Here is a 19,365-nt window from a genome sequence, read left to right as displayed (position 1 = left end):
TGATGGCGCGGCGAGCGCCTCAGGAGACAACGCGATGAAACATATGTTCGAAGCAGGCCTTGAGCGCCGTGAAGCCAATAATGTCCCGCTGACGCCGATCGATTTCATCGTTCGCGCGGCAGAAGTCTACGGTGAGCGGCTCGCAGTCGTCCACGGGGAGATTCGCCGCAACTGGCGCGAGACCTACGAACGCGCCCGGCGGCTGGCCAGCGCGTTGGAGCGCGCCGGCATCGAGCGCGGCGATACGGTCGCGGCCTTGCTCCCCAACATTCCTCCGATGATAGAAGCACACTTCGGCGTCCCCATGGCCGGCGCCGTACTCAATACGCTGAATACGCGGCTCGACATTTCGTCGCTGTTGTTCATGCTGCGTCATGGCGAAGCCAAGGCGCTGATCGTCGATACGGAATATGGCGAGTTCGCGCACCGCGCCGCGCTCGAATTCCCGAACCTGCGCGTGATCAGCGTGGCGGACGCAATGCCTGCCGACGCCGATCAATTTATCCGCGCAACAGACTACGAAGCGTTCCTGCAATCCGGCGACCCCGAATTCGCGTGGACCATGCCTCGCGATGAATGGGACGCCATTGCGCTGAACTACACCTCGGGTACGACAGGCGATCCGAAGGGCGTGGTTTATCACCATCGCGGCGCCTATCTGAATGCGGTGAGCAATATCCTCGAATGGGATATGCCCAAGCACGCGATTTATCTCTGGACCTTGCCGCTCTTCCACTGCAACGGTTGGTGTTTTCCATGGACGGTGGCCGCGCGCGCCGGCGTCAATGTCTGCTTGCGCAAGTTCGATGCGAAGACGGTGTTCGATCTGATTCGCCGCGAAGGCATCACGCATTATTGCGGCGCACCGATCGTGCAGAGCGCGCTTGCAAACGCGCCGGCCGAATGGCGCGAGGGCATCACGCAGCGCGTGTCGACCATGGTGGCGGGTGCGGCGCCCGCGCCGGCGGTGATTGCGAAGATGAAGGAGATCGGTTTCGATCTCACGCACGTGTACGGACTCACTGAGACTTACGGACCGGCTGCAGTCTGCGCGAAACAGGAAGAGTGGGATACGCTCGACGACGCCGAGCGCGCCGAACTGAACGCGCGCCAAGGCGTGCGCTACCACTTGCAGGCAGCGGTGACAGTGCTCGACCCGCAGACGCTGGCGCCCGTTCCCAACGATGGCGAGACGATCGGCGAGATCATGTTTCGCGGCAACATCTGCATGAAGGGCTATCTGAAGAACGAGCGCGCGACGGAAGCGGCCTTCGAAGGCGGCTGGTTCCATACGGGCGATCTCGGCGTACGGATGCTCGATGGCTATATCCGCATTCGCGACCGCAGCAAGGACATCATCATTTCAGGCGGCGAGAACATCTCGAGCATCGAGCTCGAAGACACGCTGTATCGCCATCCTGCGGTCGCCGTTGCGGCCGTGGTGGCGATGGACGATCCGAAATGGGGTGAGGTACCCTGCGCGTTCATCGAGCTCAGGGAAGGGGCTCAGGTGAGCGCGGAAGAGATCATTGCGCACTGCCGGCTATTCCTTGCGGGATACAAGTTGCCGAAAGCGGTGCGCTTCGGCGAATTGCCGAAGACATCGACGGGAAAAATTCAGAAGTTCGAACTACGCGCGCGCATCAAGAGCGAAGAAAACCGGTAACCGAGTCGCGCGTTCGATGGTGTGGCGTGCCGAATGGCACGCCAGCGCCGCTAGTTCATGCCGCAGACGAACGCGCATGAGCGCACGGATGATGTGCGCCTCATCGCGCAGGTTCGCATGCCTGTCGCGAGCTTAGCCGCGCGTGTCGACCCAGTGACGAGCCCAGCGTGCCGAGTGCTGCAAGGCCTGTTCTTCGTTCGTGAAGTAATCGAGCGAATAGAACTGGTAGCGCCCTTCGGCACGCGCGCTGTCGGCGCGTTCGAGCAGCAGATTGGATGAAAATGTGCCATCGGGCAAACGGTGCGCCGAGGGTTTGACGGCATAGCCGTTGTAGTGATGAATATGTTTGTTTTGCATTTTAATTTTTTAATAATTGTCGAGTGCGCGCCTGCCTTGCGGACTCATGTGCGAGTCGCGCGGCCAAGCTGATTCAAGCCATTGCGAGCCGAATCCTGACGCAGTCGGAAAGCGAAAAATGGGCGTTGAAGCCGGAGGGGAGAATGAGGTGCAACGAGGCGTTTGGCGCTTAGGCAAGCTGCTTGAATGGCATGCAGCTCAAAGCGATCGCGCCAACTGTGGGAGACAAATGCTCCGCGAGGGTGTCGCTGCAGCCCGATGTCCGTTGCCGGACACCGAGCCCTTCAAACTTACATCGGCTTGATGTTAGCCGCTTGCAGACCCTTCGGGCCTTGCTTCGTTTCGAAGCTCACTTTCTGATTCTCAGCCAGCGTCTTGAAGCCGTCGCCGCTGATTTCGGAGAAGTGCGCGAACAGGTCGTCGCCGCCCTTGTCCGGGGTGATGAAGCCAAAGCCTTTGCTGTCGTTGAACCACTTAACGGTACCGGTATCCATGAAGAATCCTTGAGGTAAAAATAGAAAGATTTTGCTCTGCGAGAGAGCGCGTGAAGCGTCAAGGAGGGAGAGGACAACGAATACCGCTTAGGGAGCGAGACATTGATGAACAGCAATCGAACTTCTTGAACTTCGGGTGCCACAGTAACCGCCGGGTGGTGTCAGCGTCAACACTTAACTTGTAACTGTTTGGCTGCGCGTCATGAATGGCTTGCCGCAGGCGTTGGGCGGCAATGCTCGGCTGTCCCGCTCGCCGTGTCTTGCGGCACGGCGGGCGCTTCAAACCGCCGCACGTGTCAGATGCCCACTTTGTGTGCCGTCAGGATCAGGCGCAATCCCAGCGCGGCGACCGCGCTCGCGGCGACGCGATCGACCCAGGCTTTCCATTGCAGATAGATTTCGCGCGGGCGCTTGCTCGAGAAACACAACGCGACGACGGTGTACCAGCCGGCTTCGATAGCGAAGATCGCCGGCGGCAATGCAAAGTAGCACCACAGCGGCGGATGTTGCGGCAGCAGCGCCGCGAAGATACTGCCGTAATAGACGGCGGTTTTCGGATTGCTGAGTTGTGTGCTCAATCCGATCCAGAAAGATTTGCGTGCATTGGCCGGGACGGCTTGCGTCGTATCGAAGGCAAGCGGTTTGGCGGCGCCGCGCCAGATTTTCGACGCAAGGTAAATCAGATAGAGGCCGCCAGCCACTTTCAGTCCCACGTAGAGCCATTCGACACTGGCCAGCAACGTGTAGAGGCCGAGCAGCGCGATGCCGCTGAAGAAAACGCCGCCGACGCCCATGCCGATCGCGGTGGCGAGCCCATCGCCGCGCGACAATCCGATCGCATTGCGGGCGACGATAACGAAGCTCGGCCCCGGACTCATCGCGCCCAACAGGAGTGCGGCGAGGATGGTGATGATGGCGGTAGAAGCGGACATGATCGGCTCTCTCCTATGTGCAGGCGTGTTAGTCAGTGGAACATAGCATGAGAGCGCGGAGATTTGCGCCTTGAGTTTGTTGCCAACTCATTTCATGACGAGGCCTATTCGCGTGGGTTTGCGACATTACATTGATTAAACCGGCCGGAATTGAAAAGCCTCGCATCGCGGACTAACAGCCATTGCTGCGAGCAGAAGAAATTGGATGCTAGAATTCCTTTCCATACGCTGAAGCAGCCCTGAACGAAGGGCGAGACACGAGTGCAATTGATCCAGTTGCCGGCGAATCCCCATAATCCAAGATTTATCGGGCATGTTTTCCAGGTGCGAATGTTTACGCATGGGAAGAGGTATGGTGAGTTCGATCCGCACTCGAGCCATCTGAATCACGCATAGGCTTCGCGTTATTTAGCGAAGCCTTTGTTTTTCTAACGCGAGCGTGAATAGCCGCGATACCGACACATGATGAAAGAGCGAGAAGAACAACGGTTGCTCGACCTCGATGGAAACGCACGTGAGCGCCTGATCGTGTGGATCCACAGGCGAATGGATGAATACGGCATTACGATGGAAGCGCTCGCGGAATCGATTGAAGCCGATGCGGCCGCGACCCGGGCCGTGATGTATCGCGACGCCTACGGCCATACGTGGGACGGTCACGGCGATAAACCGGACTGGCTCGCGCGGGCGATTTACGCTGGACAGAACATCGATCACTTCCGCTGCTGAGGGCGTGCGCGGCGTATGGGTGCCGATTGCTTCGGTATCCAAAGATCAAAAAAAAGCCCGCGCAAGGCGGGCTCAACTACTCGGAGTTTCGCGATCCACTCGCTAGAAGGATCATGCTCAGTGTATGTGAAAGCAATATGAAAGTGTAGAAAAACCGTATTACAGGTCGAAAAAGACGGTTTCCTTATCGCCCTGCATGTAGATATCGAAACGGTAAACGTTCGCTACATTCGGCTCGCGGCGTGCAATCAGCGTGCTGCGGCGGTCCGCCGGAACCGCTGCCAGCACCGGGTCTTTCTCGTTCGCTGCGGCTTCGTCCTCGAAATAGACGCGTGTGAAGGTGTGCAGCAGCATGCCGCGCATCGTCACGACCACATTGAGGTGCGGTGCTTCATCCGGGCCGACGCGGCCGGGCTTGACCGTCTCGACCACAAAGCGCTTGTGCGGATCCGTGCCGGTGCCGACGCGCGCGAAGCCACGAAAGCCCGTCTTCAGAATTTCCTCACGCGACTCCGGGAAGCGGCCATTCGCGTCCACTTGCGACACTTCGAGCATGGCGTCGCCGATTACCTTGCCGTCGCCGTCGAACACCTGGCCCACAATCGTGATGTGCTCGCCGGCCGCTTCGCGGTCGGCCAGAACGGGCGTAAACAGGCTCTTGAAGTCGAAATCGTATTGCTGCGGGCACAGACCGTACGCGAAGTAGGGTCCAACCGTCTGCGAAGGCGTTTGTTTGAGAGTGGTCATGGCTTAGCGCTCCATCGGAGTTTCGTTGCGGCCGCGCAGCACGATGTCGAAGTCGTAGCCGAGCGCATAGGCTTCCTGCGTGGTGTCGAGCGAAAAGTTCGCGATCAGGCGGTCACGGGCATCCTCGGGCGTGCCCTGGAAGATCGGGTCGAACGCCAGCAGCGGGTCGCCGGGAAAGTACATCTGCGTGACGAGGCGCGAGCCGAAGTGGTCGCCGAACAGCGAAAAGTGGATATGGTTCGGGCGCCACGCGTTCGGATGGTTGCCCCACGGATACGCGCCCGGCTTGATCGTCAGGAAACGGTAGCGGCCTTCGTTGTCCGTGATGCAGCGGCCTGCACCGAGAAAATTCGGGTCGAGCGGAGCGTCGTGCTGGTCAGCCTTGTGCACATAACGGCCGGCGGCGTTGGCTTGCCAGATTTCAACCAGCGTATTGCGCACCGGGCGGTTGCCTTCGTCGAGCACACGGCCCGTCACGATGATGCGCTCGCCAAGCGGCTCGCCGTTGCGCACGGCGTTGCGCGTCAGATCGTGATCGAGCGCGCCGAGGTCTTCGGTGCCGTAGACCGGCACATGCTGGTCGCGCAGCTTTTCCTTCAGCGGAATCAGCGGACGCGTAGGGCCGCGTTTAACCGAGGAACCGTAGCCGGGATAGATATACGGGGGATGCGACGCGAAATCACGCGCGGTGAGAAAGGAATCGTCCATCAGTGTCTCCTTGGAGGAATTGTGAAATACAGATTGATGGAGAGACTTTATCCAAGCTGAGAGGTTATGCAAAATGACGTTTTCGCCCTTTTCGTATAACCTCCCGTTATGCAACGCAGTCTCGCGGATAGCCGCGTCAAATTCCGTCATCTTCAGTGCTTTCTGGCCGTTGCGCAGTTCGGCAGCGTCCAGCGGGCCGCCGACAGCCTGTCGATCACCCAGCCCGCCGTTTCCAAGACGGTCGCCGAACTCGAAGCGATTCTCGGCGTGAAGCTGTTCGAGCGCGGCCGTCACGGCGCCGTGCCGACCCGCGAGGGCCAGCTCTTCATGCCGCACGCGAGCGCCTGTGTGAGCGCGCTGCGGCAGGGTGTCGATCTGCTCGCGCGTGCGGAAGGCGCGGCCGCGGCCACGCTGGAAATCGGCATTCTGCCGACCGTCGCGGCGGCTTTGATACCGCCGGTGCTGAAGCAGTTTGCCGCGCTTTGGCCACGTGTGATCGTGCGCCTCGCGACCGGCGCCAACCCGGAATTGCTCGAGCGCCTGAAAGCGGGCACGATCGAATTTGCCATCGGTCGGTTGGCCGATCCCGAGCGGATGGTCGGGCTCAGTTTCGAGCAACTGTTCAGCGAGCCGTTGATCGCGGTGGTCAGGGCCGGGCATCCGTTGGCGCTGGGTGCGGGTTTGCCGGCCACCTCGCTCGAAGAATTTCCCGTGGTGTTGCCGCCGTTCGGCACGTTGATCCGGCAGTCGGCGGAAAGTTTGCTGAGCGCATGGGGCGTGCCGCCTTTGTCGGCGTTCGTGGAAGTATTGTCGGTTTCCACGGGCCGCGCGTTGGCGCTGGAGAACAGCGCGGTGTGGTTCGTGCCGCTGAGCGCGGTCGAATATGAACTGGCGCATGGCATGCTGGTCCGTTTGCCGTTGCCCTTTGCCGGCACCGGTGAGCCGGTCGGCTTGATCCGGCGCTCGGACACGCAGCCGTCGCCGGCTGGGCGGGCGTTTATCGATGCGGTGCGCGAGGTTGCGCAGCAGCGCATGGTGGCCAATGCGGACAAGGCGGCTGACGAGGCAGCGGGTAAAGGAGTGCGGAAACGGGGCCGCAAATAGGGCGTCCCGCTTCAGGTCGGCATGTGGTCGGGCGCGAGCATGGTGGGACGGCCGGATGAGCCGCTGCGCGCCCTGTGAACTATCCAGTACAAAATGAAGGTTGCGAACGGACTGCTAGCCGGTGTACAAACACGGTGCAAAAGCCGTCGCGGCCCGCGTTGCTGCGGCGCATGCGGATCATCGGCGGCTTGCAGCGAAGATCAGCATCGAACATCGGAAACGCCGGAAACAGCGTCGAAAGACTGTAAAGGAGATTGCCATGCCCAGCGACTTGCCCACTCCAGACGCCGCGCTGCGCGCCGTGTCGGCACCTGAGCACAATCCGCTCGGCACCGCCGGCCTCGAATTCGTGGAGTTCGCCGCGCGCGATCCGCAAGCGCTCGGCGAAACCTTCACCAAACTCGGCTTCAAGGCGATTGCGCGCCACATCAGCAAAGACGTCACGCTGTATCGCCAGGGCGAGATGCAGTTCCTCATCAATGCGGAGCCGGATTCGTTCGCCGCGCGCTATGCCGAGGAATACGGCGCGGGCATCTGCGCGATCGGCATTCGTGTGGCCGACGCGCAGCGCGCTTTCGACCGTGCGATCGAACTCGGCGCATGGGCATTCGAAGGCGAGAAGACCGGCGCCGGCGAGTTGCTGATTCCGGCTATTCAGGGCATAGGCGACTCGCATATCTATTTCGTCGACCGTTGGCGCGGCCGCGGCGGCCAGCGCGGCGGCCTTGGCGACATCTCGATCTTCGATATCGACTTCCGGCCCATTCAGATCGACACGGCGCAGGCCGACTTGAGCCACACGGGTACGGGCCTCGTCGCCGTCGATCATCTGACGCAAACGGTCGGCGAGGGCCGCATGCAGGAATGGCTCGACTTCTATCGCGACCTGCTCAACTTCCGCGAGATTCACGAGCTGCACGCCAACTGGCATGTATCGGCGGAATCGCGCGTGATGGTGTCGCCGTGCGGCGCGATCCGCGTGCCCTTGTATGAGGAAGGCACGCGCCGGACCAGCCTGATGCACGAGTATCTGCCGGACCATCCGGGCGAAGGCGTGCAGCATATCGCGCTCGCAACCGACGACATTTTCGCGTGCGTCGAGCAGTTGCTCGCGAACGGCGTGGAGTTCGTCGAACCGCCGCCGCGCTATTACGATCAACTCGACGCGCGCTTGCCGGGCCACGGGCTCGACGTCGAGCGGCTCAAGCGCACGCACGTTCTGGTAGACGGCGAAATCGGCGCCGACGGTGTGCCGCTGCTGTTCTTCCAGACCTTCGTGCGCCGCCGAGCCGGCGAAATCTTCTTCGAGATCGTGCAGCGCCAGGGTCACCACGGCTTCGGCGAAGGCAATCTGAGCGCGTTGGCCCAGGCGCGCGAACAAACCGGCGCGTGATGCTTCATCCGATACGCGGTCAATCGGTATCGGGCGGGGCTGCCAACTCGGGATTCACCGCGCTGTAGGCCGCGGCTTCGTGCAACAGCCACTCGCGGAAACTCGCCAGCGGCTTGCCGTGACTCAACTCGGTCGGATAGACGAGGTAGTACGCCGAATCGGCGACCGCAGGGGCATCGAGCGGGATCACGAGCCCTAGTTGTTCGAGCTGCGCGTCGACGAAAAAGCGCGGCACCAGCGCGATACCGAGGCCGGCGGCCGCCGCGCTGATCAGCATGGTGTGGAGTTCGTAGCGCACGCCCTGCATGGTCCGGTTGTCCTCGACGCCCATGTTGGCGAACCATGCTGCCCAGCCGTCGGGCCGGGTAGTGGAGTGGACGAGCGGATAGTCGAGAAGATCGGCGGCGTTCTGCACAGGCCGCTTCAGCAGGCTCGCCGCGCACACCGGCACGACCTCTTCGCTGAACAGAAAATCCGCCGACGTGCCCGGCCATGTGGGCTTGCCGTAATGAATCGCGGCCTCGAAATGGGTCTCGGCGAACGGGAACGTGCCGGTTCGCACGCCCATGTTCACGCGCACGTCCGGATACTGCGCGTTGAATGCCGCGAGCCGCGGAATCAGCCATTGCGACGCGAAAGTCGGCAGAACAGCCAGTTCCAGATAACCGCCGCCACTGCCATGCGCGATGATGGACAGCGTGTCGCGATCGAGCTGTTCCAGCGAGCGCCGCACCTGCGCGCTATAAACCTTGCCTGCCTTGGTCAGCACCACGCGCTGTTTGACGCGCACGAACAACCGCACGCCAAGGTTGCTTTCCAGCGTGTTGATTTGCCGCGACACCGCGCTTTCGGTCAGGAAGAGTTCGCGCGCCGCGTGCGTGAAGCTCTCGTGCCGTGCGGCCGCTTCGAAAGCGAGCAGCGCACCCATGTTGGGGATCTTGAACTTTCGCACGTTGATTCCAAAAACGCATTAAGTGGCGATTTTATCTCTCTTTACGGCGACCCTGGCGTTTTGAATAATCACGCCTTTGATCATGCCGTTCTGTGCCTTGCGAGCCGACCGGCGTGGCACTCCAGCACGTCAGATAGCGCGCGTAGAGTCATTTAGAGAACCGATATGCCAAACATCAAGAATGCGAATCTCGAACAACTGCTGCTGACGCTGCTCGGCGCCGACAAAACCGCCCGGCTCTTTGCGACGCTGAATCATCCGCAGATCCTCAACGAATGGGAAGACGGCATCGTCACGCGCGCCGAACTCGCGCAGGCGATGAACATGGCGCTCTTCGAGGATCTGCTGGCGCGCTCGGCGAATGGCCGCCGCTACACGGAAGAGACGGTCGCGGCGGGCGGCAGCGTGTACTTCGACCACGGCGCGCTGCGCACGGTGCGCTGGCCGCACAGCGGCGCGCTGCCGACTGGCGAAGCCGCATTTGCCCGCATTCTGCGTCCGCTCGGCTTCAGCATCAACGGCCGGTATCCGCTCGATCGTCTCGGCATGACCGGGCGCGCGTGGGCGCATGACGACGCGCCCGATGAGATCGCCCAGTTCTTCGTGAGCGAGCTGCATCCCGAGCGGTTCTCGGCGGAGTTTCAACAGGCGGTGACCAACGTGATCGGCCAGTCGCGCGATCCGTTGACGCCGCGCGCTGTCGGCCAGTTGTGGGAGCTCGAGCGCGACGGCGTGCTGCCGCTCGAGGCGGCCCATGAACTGCTGCCGGTCATCGTCGGCGCATTCGCGCGCCAGCACGAGACGCCACGCGAAGCCGATTACGAAGTATTGTTGAAGGAATCGCCGGAAATGGCGTGGATCGCGACCGAAGGCAATGCGTTCAACCACGCCACCGATCGCGTCGCGGACGTCTTTCAACTCTCCGACGACGAGAAGGCCAAGGGCCGTCCGATGAAACCGGAAGTGGAGCGTTCGCGCTCGGGCCGCGTGTTTCAGACAGCGTATCGCGCGGACACGGTGCTGCGCGAGTTTCGTGCGGCTGACGCAAGCGTGGTGACGCGCGAAGTGCCGGGCTCGTTCTACGAGTTCATCACGCGCAAGCGGACTTTCGATCAGGACGCGCGTCGCTGGGAAACGGACCTGCGTTTCGACGCGGGCAACGCACAGGGCATCTTCAAGATGACCGCGAGCCAGGCTGCCTGAGCGCAGGGCGGCGGTCCAGGCACGAGAAACGGGGAGCGCGGTGGGAACGTCATTGGATGAAGAGCAGGGCGCGGGCCTGAACGGGTTGGACGACGCCGGCCGTCGCGCGCCGAAGAATGCGCTGCGTGTTGCTACGCCTTTCGCAGGCAGCGCCGCCGTGATGCAGGCGCTCGAAGCCGATTTGCGCAGCCATGTGCGCGGCGAAGTGCGCTTCGATCAGGGCTCCAAAGCGTTGTATGCGGCAGATGCGTCGAACTATCGGCAAGTGCCGCTCGCCGTGGTCGTGCCCGCGGATGTCGACGATCTATTGGCGACACTCGCCGCCTGTCGTCGCAACGACGTGCCGTTTCTCGCGCGCGGCGGCGGCACCTCGCAGAACGGCCAATGCGTGAACGTCGCGGTGGTGGTCGACGCAAGCAAATATGTGAGCCGTGTCGTGTCGGTCGATCCGGTCGCGCGCGTCGCGATCGTCGAGCCGGGCGTGGTCTGCGATACCTTGCGCGATGCCGCCGAACAGCATGGCCTCACGTTCGCACCCGATCCGGCTACACACAGCCGCTGCACGCTCGGCGGCATGATCGGCAACAACTCGTGCGGCGCCCATTCGGTGATGGCCGGCAAGACCGTCGAAAACGTCGAGGCGCTGGAGATTGCGACCTTCGACGGCGCGCGTTTCTGGGTCGGTCCGACATCCGAGAGCGAACTCGAACGCATCATCGCGGCAGGCGGTCGCCAAGGCGAAATCTACGCCGCGTTGAAACGGTTGCGCGATACCTACGCTGACCAGATCCGCGCGAAATTCCCGCAGATCAAACGGCGCGTGTCGGGCTTCAACCTCGATCAACTGCTGCCGGAAAACGGCTTCAACGTGGCGCGTGCCCTGGTCGGCACCGAGGGCACCTGCGCGGTGACATTGCAGGCGAAAGTGCGCCTCGTGAAGAGTCCTGCGAAGCGCGTGATCGTGGTGGTCGGCTTCACGGATATCTACACGGCGGCGGATGCCGTGCCGCATTTCATGCGCTGCGGGCCGATCGCTATCGAAGGACTCGACCGCGCAATCATTCGCGGGCTGGAGGCGCGCGGGTTGAAGAAGGACGAGATCGCGTTGCTGCCCGAAGGCGATGCGTGGGTCGTGCTCGAATTCGGCGCGGAGACGCAAGAGGCGGTGATGCTACAAGCGCAAGCCGCTGCCACCTATTTTCGCTCGGGCGAGGCGGGGCCGAATGTCTCGGCGATGCTCGTCGAAGATCGCGCATTACAGGCCAAGGTATGGTCGATTCGTGAGACCGGCGCCTCGGCGGTGGCGTTGTCTGTCGATTCCGGCACGCCTGATCCGGTGGTCGGCTGGGAAGATGCGGCGGTCGATCCGCTGCGTCTCGGCGATTATTTGCGCGCGTTCCAGTCGCTGGTGGATCGCTATGGTTACGAGACGAGCCTCTATGGTCATTTCGGCGATGGCTGCGTGCATGCGCGCATCACGTTCGATCTGCGCAGCGCGGAAGGTATCTCGACTTGGCGCAAGTTTCTGCGCGAAGCGGCCGAGCTGTTGGTCGAATTCGGCGGCTCGCTCTCGGGCGAACACGGCGACGGCCAGGCCAAAGCCGAGTTTCTGCCGATCATGTACGGCGCCGAGCTGATGCAGGCAATGGAACAGTTCAAGGCGATCTGGGATCCGGCCAATCGTCTGAATCCGGGCAAGGTCGTGCATGCGTATCGCGCCGACGAGAATCTGCGCATGGGTCCCGCCTATCAACCTGTCACGTTGCAAACCAGGCTCACCTTTGCCAGCCAGGAAGGCGACGGCTTTCAGCGCGAGATCGAGCGATGCATTGGCATGGGCAAATGCCGTTCGCTCGAAGGCGGCACGATGTGCCCAAGTTATCGCGCGACCCGCGAAGAGAAATATTCGACCCGTGGCCGTGCGCATCTGTTCTGGGAAATGCTGCAAGGCGACGTGATCGTCGATGGCTGGCAAAGCCGCGAAGTGAAAGAAGCGCTGGATACATGCCTTGCGTGCAAGGGCTGCAAATCGGATTGCCCGACGCATACGGATATGGCTTCATACAAAGCCGAATTTCTTTCACATTACTACGAGACGAATCGACGGCCACGGCAGGCGCTGTTCATGGGGCGCATCGGTGAATGGGCGCCGTGGGCGGCGCGCTTCCCGCGTTTGACGAACTTCATGACGTCGGCGCCGGGCTTGGCTTCGTTCGGCAAGTGGGTGGCAGGCGTGGCGCAAGCGCGCGAACTGCCACGGTTCGCAGGCGCCACTTACAGGCAGATCGCACGGCGTGCGCCGCAAACAGCGTCCGCCTCTCGCGGCGAAGCAAAAAAGGTCATTCTGTGGGTCGATACTTTCAATGATCACTTCACGCCCGAGGTCGCTGAAGCCGCCGCCGACGTTTTAAAGCAGTTGGGCTGGCACGTCGTGTTGCCGAAGAACCGGCTGTGCTGCGGGCGTCCACTCTATGACTTTGGCCTGCTCGAACGTGCGCGCGAACTTCTCGCGCACATCCTTGACGACCTCGCGGACGATATCGCCGCGGGCGTGCCGCTGGTCGGTCTCGAACCGGGTTGTTTGTCGGTATTCAAGGACGAATTGCTGAAGCAACTGCCCGGTCATGCGTTAGCGAAGAAGCTCTCCGCGCAGACGTTCCTGTTCTCCGATTTCGTCGCGCGGCAGCCGTTCGATTGGCCGACGCTGACCGCCGACGTGATCGTGCACGGGCATTGTCATCAAAAGGCGCTGTTCGGCATGCAGGGCGACACGGCGTTGCTGAACAAGCTCGGCGTGAAATGGAAGCTTCTCGATACAGGATGCTGCGGCATGGCGGGATCGTTCGGCTTCAACGCAGAGCACCACGCGCTTTCCGAAAAGATCGGCGAAGACAAACTATTTCCGGCGGTGCGCGACGCGGCCGCGGACACGATCGTGCTGACCAATGGCTTCAGTTGCCGCGAACAGATCGAGCAAGGCACGGGGCGTCACGCAATGCATATTGCGCAACTCGCTCAGCGGGCGTTGGCGGCTCGTTAGGCCGCGTTGCTGCGCGGTGTGGAGGCGTGCGTCACTTCTTTGTCGATTCGGTGGCGGGCGGGGTGTGCGGGATGTCGGCGCTGGTGGCCATCCACAATACTTCGGCGTCTTCTTCGCTCGTGGAGACCGCCGCGTGGCCGGTGCGGCTGTCGAAGTAGAGACTGTCGCCGGCGTTCAGGTGCGTCGGCGCATACAGCTCCGAATACAGGCACACGCTGCCGCTGATCACATACAGAAATTCCTCGCCTTCGTGACGACCCCAGTCGTCGAAGGCGTCGAGCGTGTGCGCGGAGATGCGGATGCGAAACGGCAGCATCGCTTTGTGCGCGAGGTCCGTGGCAAGCAGTTCCATCTGGTAGCCGCGATAGGCATGGCGCTGGCCTTCGCCCTTGCGGGTGAGCGCGCGGCGGCCGCTGGCGCTGACTTTCGGCGTCGAGCCGAACAGCTCGCCGATCTCGATCTTCAGTCCGAGCACAATTTTTTGCAGAACATCGAACGTGGGGGACATCAGGCCGTTTTCGACCTTGGAGAGCGTCGAGCGCGAAACGCCGCAGAGGCGGCTGGCGGTTTCCAGCGTCAGGTCCTGCGCCTGGCGGGCGGCGCGGACGCGGCGGCCGAGGTCGGTGGTGGACGGGTCGGCGGATTTGGCGAGATGGGTGTCCATAGGGCTTGATGCTTCGAATGCACGCTTTGAGGGGACGGTGTTGTTTCCGATAATAACATTTGGCGCGATGGGTCCCGATCGGAAGGCGGTGGGACGTCTGCCGCCGCGCCCGCGGAAAATGCCCGGATCGCTTGTGCATGGCCTGAGTGACGGCCCTGTTGAGGTTGATCGGTGGCGGAGAAGCATCCAGGCGCTTTTCTCATCGGAAACTTCCGCGGGTGCAGACTGGGTGGCGCATTGCAGGTGTCGCGTGACCAGTTCGGCGGCGCGTCTCTTTCATATCCCGGGCGAGATAATCGCTTCGCCTTTAGATTTATTTTGATTGGCGAAGCTATTGCGGGCTTAAGCCTGTGATGGCTGATTGAGTGCCGCTCGTGGTCAGGCGTCGCTCGGGTGTTCGCCGAACCGTTGCATTGCAGCGCGAAGCGCCGCGCTCGGACTATCGAGCGGCCGCTTTCCCGTTCGAACGAGGTCCGCGCCGGGCGCCATCCACGGATGAGCGAATGCGACAACCGTCGCGCCCGCCTCGTATGCGTCTTCCGCGGCCAATGCGGTTGCAGCGAGGCACGCTTCGAGATCACCCGCTTTGAACCGTGCCCAAACCTGAGGAAGGTGAACGACCTCCACTGACGCACCGGTTCCGTGTATGTGCTCCGCAAACAGCATTCTGGTGGATTCGATTGCAGAGTCAGCGGCACATAACACGACGATTTTCCCGCCCAGTTCCGCTGCCGCAGCGGCCAAGGCGATATCCGCCCTGACGATGGGCACCGGTGGACTCACGATATCCGCCACGGCCGCCCCAAGCGTGGCGCAAGTCAGAATAACGGCGTCGGAATGGGCTGCCAGCGCGAGAAGACGCTGGTTTGTTTCGGCTTTCAATTCGTGTGAGAACGTCCCTGCCAGACCGACCGCCTCGCGCAGATCCGCTCTCACTTCGTGGTGAAGATCATCAGCACGCATGCCGAGTGCTTTTGCGGCCTGCTCAAAGACTTGCCGGTTCCCGTCCATCGTGTGCAAAAACGAAATACGCATTGCCGTATGCCTCGGTGAAGTTGCGTGAATCAGATGCATCGTGCCGATGCCGGTTCGTGGCGTTCACGCCCAAGGGCGGGCCAATCGATTCGTCTGCATTGTTGCAACGTCGCCGCAGGCCAACAAGGCGGGAGCTTCTACCAGTATCGCTAGTACCCGTCTCGGACAGGCATTGCGCGGCGATTTGGCCGCGTTATGGTCCGTTGTTCCCCGGATTCGAAAAAGTCATTGAGCTATAAGATGCCATCCGCGTCAGGCTACCTGTCATTTGCCTTGTATTGCGAACGTCGCCGGACGTCTGCAGACGTAGTAACGTATTGAAGATTTAACCTTTCGCCCCGTTACATTGATTCTTGAGGCGCTTATGTCCACGGACGCAGACACAATCACCGATGAACAGATCGCCGCCATCGCCGATCGCATGGTCGAAGAAGGCAGAAGAGTTTCGCCGGTGACGATCTGGAAAGAGGTTCGCGGCGGTTCGCTTGCGTCGATCGTCGCGGCCTTGCAGCGCTGGCGCGAAGCGCGGCAGGCCGAAACGCCGGCACCGCAGGTCCAGCCCGGGTTGCCGGAGGGCCTCGCTGAGACAGTGATGAGCGCGGCGGATCGCATCTGGACGGCATCCCAGCACGATGCCGAACGGGCTTTCAATCAGCGTTTGGCTGCAGTGAACCAGGACCTCGAAGCGGCCCGCGCGGAACGGGACGAAGCCCTCTCCGAGTATCAGAAAACGATCGACGACGTCGAAACGGGGCGCAATCGGGTCGTCGCGCTGACGGAGGCGCTGAGTGCCTCGGAAAGTACCGCTCTGCGCCTCGAAACGGAACTCGCAACCGCTGCGGGCCGGGCGGAGGCAGCTGAAGCTCATGTCGAAGAACTCGCTCAGCGTGTGTCTGCACAAGACGCCGATCTGGAGGCCATGAGGGCATTGCTCGACGAGGAACGCCTCGCGCGCGAAGAGTTGGCCACGGCGCTCGCGAGCAAGAACAATGAAGTTGCTCAGGTCGCTCAGGAGCGAGATCAGGCGCGGCAGGAGATCGCAACATTGAGCGATGCCTGTCAGGCGAAGACAGAAGAAGCGACGCACTGGTCGGAGCAGGCAGGCGCGGCCGCATTGCGTGCTGAGGCGGCCGAGGCGCGCGTTGAAGAACTCGCGCAGCGTGCGTCGGTGGACCACGCCAACCTGGAAGCGGCGAACGCATCGCTCGAAGAAGAACGCAAAGCTCGTGAAGAGTTGTCGGCGGATGTCGCAAGCAAGAGTGATGAAGTCACGCGCGTCACTCGGGAGCGCGATCAGATTCAGCAGGAAATCGCCACTCTACGCGACGCCTATCAGGCCAAGTCGCAAGAAGTCGCGCAATGGTCGCAAGAGGCAAGCGAGGCTGCGTCGCGTGCACAGGTCGCGGAAGCGCGCGTGGAAGAACTTGCGCAGCGTGTAGCGTCGCAAGATGCCAGCCTCGAAGCGACGACGACATCGCTCGAAGCGACGAAGGCATCGCTCGAAGTAGAGAGCAAGGCTCGTGAAGAATTGGCAGCAATTGTTTCGAGCAAGAACGATGAAGTAACGCGAGTCACGCACGAGCGCGATCAGGCGTTGCAGCAGGTCGCGACGTTGGACGCCGCTTATCAGGCAAGCTCGCAGGAAGCGACGCGCTGGTCACAGGAAGCGAGTGCGGCGATGTCACGCGCCCAGGCAGCCGAGGTGCGTGTAGAAGAACTCGTGCAGCGTGCGTCGGCGGATCAGGCCAATCTGACCGCGGTGAATGCGTCGCTGGAAGAAGAGCGCAAAGCACGTGATGAACTGAACGCGGTCATCTCCGGCAAGAACGACGAAATCACGCGAGCCACTCAGGAGCACGAGCAGGCGCGGCAGCAGATCGCCGCTCTGCGCGACGCCCATCAGGCAAAGTCAGAAGAAGTGACGCGGCTCGCCGACGAACTGAACGCGGCGACATCACTTGCGCAAGCGGCACAGGCACGTGTTGAAGAACTCACGCAGCGCGTAACGGCACACGCTGCCGATCAGCAAGCCATGACGGCATTGCTGGACGAAGAGCGCAAGGCACGAGCAGAGTTGTCCGCAACCGTGTCGAGCAAGAACGAAGAAATAGCGCGCGCCACTCAGGAACGCGACCAGGCGCAGCAGCAGTTCCTCAGTTTGAACGACGCCCATCAAGCCAAAACGGAAGAAGCGGCACAGTTGTCGACGGAGTTGGGTGCGGCGTTGGCGCACGCGAAAGCCGCCGAGGCGCAGGCAAGCGAGCGCCTCACACAACTCGCCGCGCTGGAGGGCGAACTGGAGCAAGCTCGCGCTGCGCTGGCAGCGGAGCATCAGGCAGCCGCGGCGCGGGCCGACGAAACGTCGGCTCACCTTAGCGAACTGCAGCGCGTCACGCTGGAACTGGAAGAGACGCGGCGGCAGATCGAGAGCATGAACGAGGCGAAGGTGGCCACGAGCGCCGACCTGGCTCGGCTATCGCAGGATGCATCTGCCGCGAGAGACCGCGCAGAGGCCGCCGAACAGCAGGTTGCGCAACTGGAGCAACGGCTGGCCGCGCAAGCCGAAGCCATTGCACAACAAGCTCGAACCGACGGGGCCGAGAGCGCGGAGGAGATCGCGGCGTTGCAACGCCAGATATCAGCGCAGGCCAAAGCTCATGCAAAGGCGCTCAGCGAGCTTCGCGGCACGGCGGAACAATGGGTCGCCCACGCGAAAGACCTCAAACAGCGGCTTGGTCTGGCGAGCGAGAGGATCTTGTTCATCGACGCACGCAGCACCGGTGAGGTGGCGCTCGTCAGACGGCTTTCATCCGAACTGGAGCGCCTCAAGCCGGATCACGAGTTGATCGCCAGAGAGACCCAGCAGAAACTGATCAGCTCGACGATGAGCCACCAGCTCGCGCAAAAGGGCTACCGCTATGACCCGGCCACGGCGGTGATGTCGAAGGTCGTGACCTGACAAGCGCTGAATGGTCGGTTGCGTGGTGATGAACGGCGCGCGCCGGATTTATCCGCAGCCTAGGGCGCGACAGGCTTGCCTGACGCGTCCTTGACCTTCTGTTTCCACTGCGAGCGGATTTCGGCCGTCACGGACTCGGGCAGCGAAATATAGTCGAGATCGTCGGCTGCCTTGCCGCCGTTCTTGAAGGCCCAATCAAAAAACTTCAGCGTTTCCGCGCCTTGCGGTGCTTTGTCCTGCGTCGTATGCAATAGCACGAACGTCGCGCCGACCACCGGCCACGCGTTTTTGCCCGGCTCGTTCGTGAGGATCTGATAGAACGACTTCGACCAATCGGCGCCCGCCGCTGCCGCCTTGAACGTGTCGGTCGACGGCTCGACCACGGTCCCCGATGCATTTTTCAGCGCGGCGTAGGTCATGTGGTTCTGCTTCGCATAGGCCCACTCGACGTAGCCGATCGCGCCCGGCAGACGCTGCACGAATGCCGCCACGCCGTCGTTGCCCTTGCCGCCGGTGCCGGTCGGCCAGTTCACCGTAGCGCCTTCGCCCACTTTCGATTTCCACTCCGGATTCACCTTGGAGAGGTAGTTCGTCCAGATGAAACTCGTGCCCGAACCGTCGGCGCGGCGCACCACCGCGACGTCGGTATCAGGGAGCTTGATTTTCGGGTTCAGCGCGACGATCGCGGGATCGTTCCACTTCTTGATCTTGCCCAGATAGATGTCGCCGACCACTTGACCCGACAGCACCAGTTCGCCGGCCTTCAGACCCGGCACGTTGATCGCCGGCACCACGCCGCCGACCACCGTGGGGAACTGGAACAGGCCGTTCCTGGCCAATTCGTCGTCTTTCAGCGGCGCGTCCGAACCGGCGAAATCCACGGTCTTCGCGATGATCTGCTTGATACCGCCCGACGAACCAATGCCCTGATAGTTGACCTTGCCGCCGCCTGTTTTCTGATAGGCATCGGCCCATTTTGTGTAAATCGGCGCGGCGAAAGTACTGCCGGCGCCGGTTATGTCGGCGGCGTGCGCGGCGCTGGCACACAGCGCACACAGAAACAGCGTAAGTTGCTTGAGTTTCATGTCGAGACTCCTTGTGGCGATGAGGTCGCCTTCGATGGGCTGCAACTTAAGGCTGAAATATGACGTTCTCGTGACCGTTCAGGTTAAATGATTCGACTGCGGAATCATAAGGATCATCCAGGTCGATCGAGCGAGAACGACCACGTTAACCTTCTTTTGATGGGTCGCGATATGCTCGGGCCTTTGCATCCAGTTCAATCCGTGCGACGCCTGCGGCCGGCATCGGTGGGCGATCGTCATGCTTCCACTATCGGCCGGCAATTACTGGATATGCCAAACCCGCATGGGAAGCAAACG

16 protein-coding genes are annotated in these 19,365 nt (G+C 61.8%); 7 read left to right on the top strand and 9 right to left on the bottom strand.

Annotation, left to right across the window (positions count from 1 at the left end):
- Nucleotides 1-34 precede the first annotated feature (34 nt).
- Entirely contained in the window at nucleotides 35-1,666 is a 1,632-nt protein-coding gene (locus P0D71_RS22880; RefSeq protein ID WP_408482248.1) for an acyl-CoA synthetase, read from the top strand.
- A gap of 132 nt (nucleotides 1,667-1,798) precedes the next feature.
- Here the strand turns inward: P0D71_RS22880 and P0D71_RS22875 are convergent, their stop codons facing one another.
- The 3 genes from P0D71_RS22875 to P0D71_RS22865 form a co-directional block, all read right to left on the bottom strand.
- A complete protein-coding gene (locus tag P0D71_RS22875; protein ID WP_091804673.1) occupies nucleotides 1,799-2,023 on the bottom strand; it encodes a hypothetical protein in 225 nt (74 codons plus the stop codon).
- A gap of 290 nt (nucleotides 2,024-2,313) precedes the next feature.
- Entirely contained in the window at nucleotides 2,314-2,517 is a 204-nt protein-coding gene (locus P0D71_RS22870) for a cold-shock protein (protein WP_007178877.1), read from the bottom strand.
- A gap of 296 nt (nucleotides 2,518-2,813) precedes the next feature.
- Entirely contained in the window at nucleotides 2,814-3,449 is a 636-nt protein-coding gene (locus tag P0D71_RS22865; RefSeq protein ID WP_091804670.1) for a LysE family translocator, read from the bottom strand.
- A gap of 465 nt (nucleotides 3,450-3,914) precedes the next feature.
- Between P0D71_RS22865 and P0D71_RS22860 the strand changes: the two genes are divergently transcribed.
- Entirely contained in the window at nucleotides 3,915-4,178 is a 264-nt protein-coding gene (locus P0D71_RS22860) for an H-NS family nucleoid-associated regulatory protein (RefSeq protein WP_408482299.1), read from the top strand.
- A 159-nt stretch (nucleotides 4,179-4,337) separates the two neighbouring features.
- Here the strand turns inward: P0D71_RS22860 and pcaG are convergent, their stop codons facing one another.
- Together pcaG and pcaH are read right to left on the bottom strand one after the other, a co-directional pair.
- Nucleotides 4,338-4,925 carry a protocatechuate 3,4-dioxygenase subunit alpha gene (gene pcaG, locus P0D71_RS22855; RefSeq protein WP_408482246.1) on the bottom strand — a complete coding sequence of 196 codons (588 nt, stop codon included), beginning with the start codon at nucleotides 4,923-4,925 and terminating at the stop codon, nucleotides 4,338-4,340.
- A gap of 3 nt (nucleotides 4,926-4,928) precedes the next feature.
- Nucleotides 4,929-5,633 carry a protocatechuate 3,4-dioxygenase subunit beta gene (pcaH, locus tag P0D71_RS22850; protein WP_091804663.1) on the bottom strand — a complete coding sequence of 235 codons (705 nt, stop codon included), beginning with the start codon at nucleotides 5,631-5,633 and terminating at the stop codon, nucleotides 4,929-4,931.
- Nucleotides 5,634-5,741: 108 nt separating this feature from the next.
- Here pcaH and pcaQ point away from each other — a divergent pair, with 108 nt between their 5' ends.
- Nucleotides 5,742-6,737 (top strand): pca operon transcription factor PcaQ, encoded by a 996-nt coding sequence (gene pcaQ, locus P0D71_RS22845; protein ID WP_091804659.1) that lies wholly within the window; start codon nucleotides 5,742-5,744, stop codon nucleotides 6,735-6,737.
- A 259-nt stretch (nucleotides 6,738-6,996) separates the two neighbouring features.
- Nucleotides 6,997-8,130, top strand: coding sequence for a 4-hydroxyphenylpyruvate dioxygenase (gene hppD, locus P0D71_RS22840; RefSeq protein WP_091808987.1), 1,134 nt, complete (start codon nucleotides 6,997-6,999; stop codon nucleotides 8,128-8,130).
- 19 nt (nucleotides 8,131-8,149) lie between these two features.
- Here hppD and P0D71_RS22835 read toward each other — a convergent pair whose 3' ends face one another.
- The gene (locus P0D71_RS22835) at nucleotides 8,150-9,082 is read right to left on the bottom strand and encodes a LysR substrate-binding domain-containing protein (protein ID WP_177205131.1); all 933 of its coding nucleotides are present in this window, start codon (nucleotides 9,080-9,082) and stop codon (nucleotides 8,150-8,152) included.
- A gap of 165 nt (nucleotides 9,083-9,247) precedes the next feature.
- Here P0D71_RS22835 and P0D71_RS22830 point away from each other — a divergent pair, with 165 nt between their 5' ends.
- Both P0D71_RS22830 and P0D71_RS22825 read left to right on the top strand, forming a co-directional pair.
- Nucleotides 9,248-10,285 (top strand): DUF1338 domain-containing protein, encoded by a 1,038-nt coding sequence (locus tag P0D71_RS22830; protein WP_091804652.1) that lies wholly within the window; start codon nucleotides 9,248-9,250, stop codon nucleotides 10,283-10,285.
- A gap of 40 nt (nucleotides 10,286-10,325) precedes the next feature.
- Nucleotides 10,326-13,325, top strand: coding sequence for an FAD-binding and (Fe-S)-binding domain-containing protein (locus P0D71_RS22825; RefSeq protein WP_408482244.1), 3,000 nt, complete (start codon nucleotides 10,326-10,328; stop codon nucleotides 13,323-13,325).
- A 31-nt stretch (nucleotides 13,326-13,356) separates the two neighbouring features.
- Here P0D71_RS22825 and P0D71_RS22820 read toward each other — a convergent pair whose 3' ends face one another.
- Both P0D71_RS22820 and P0D71_RS22815 read right to left on the bottom strand, forming a co-directional pair.
- Nucleotides 13,357-13,989, bottom strand: coding sequence for a helix-turn-helix domain-containing protein (locus P0D71_RS22820; protein WP_408482242.1), 633 nt, complete (start codon nucleotides 13,987-13,989; stop codon nucleotides 13,357-13,359).
- Between the two features lie 378 nt (nucleotides 13,990-14,367).
- On the bottom strand, nucleotides 14,368-15,024 hold the full coding sequence (locus tag P0D71_RS22815) for an arylsulfatase (RefSeq protein WP_408482241.1): 657 nt from the start codon (nucleotides 15,022-15,024) through the stop codon (nucleotides 14,368-14,370).
- A 364-nt stretch (nucleotides 15,025-15,388) separates the two neighbouring features.
- Here P0D71_RS22815 and P0D71_RS22810 point away from each other — a divergent pair, with 364 nt between their 5' ends.
- Nucleotides 15,389-17,983: a DNA-binding protein gene (locus tag P0D71_RS22810; protein WP_408482240.1), complete on the top strand. Its 2,595-nt coding sequence runs from the start codon at nucleotides 15,389-15,391 to the stop codon at nucleotides 17,981-17,983.
- Between the two features lie 59 nt (nucleotides 17,984-18,042).
- On the opposite strand, the gene pstS is transcribed toward P0D71_RS22810, so the two are convergent.
- Entirely contained in the window at nucleotides 18,043-19,068 is a 1,026-nt protein-coding gene (pstS, locus tag P0D71_RS22805; RefSeq protein ID WP_091804637.1) for a phosphate ABC transporter substrate-binding protein PstS, read from the bottom strand.
- Between the last annotated feature and the right edge of the window lie 297 nt (nucleotides 19,069-19,365).

Source organism: Paraburkholderia sp. RL17-383-BIF-A (assembly GCF_046028015.1).
Taxonomy (GTDB): domain Bacteria; phylum Pseudomonadota; class Gammaproteobacteria; order Burkholderiales; family Burkholderiaceae; genus Paraburkholderia.
This window is presented reverse-complemented; position numbering and strand designations above follow the sequence as displayed.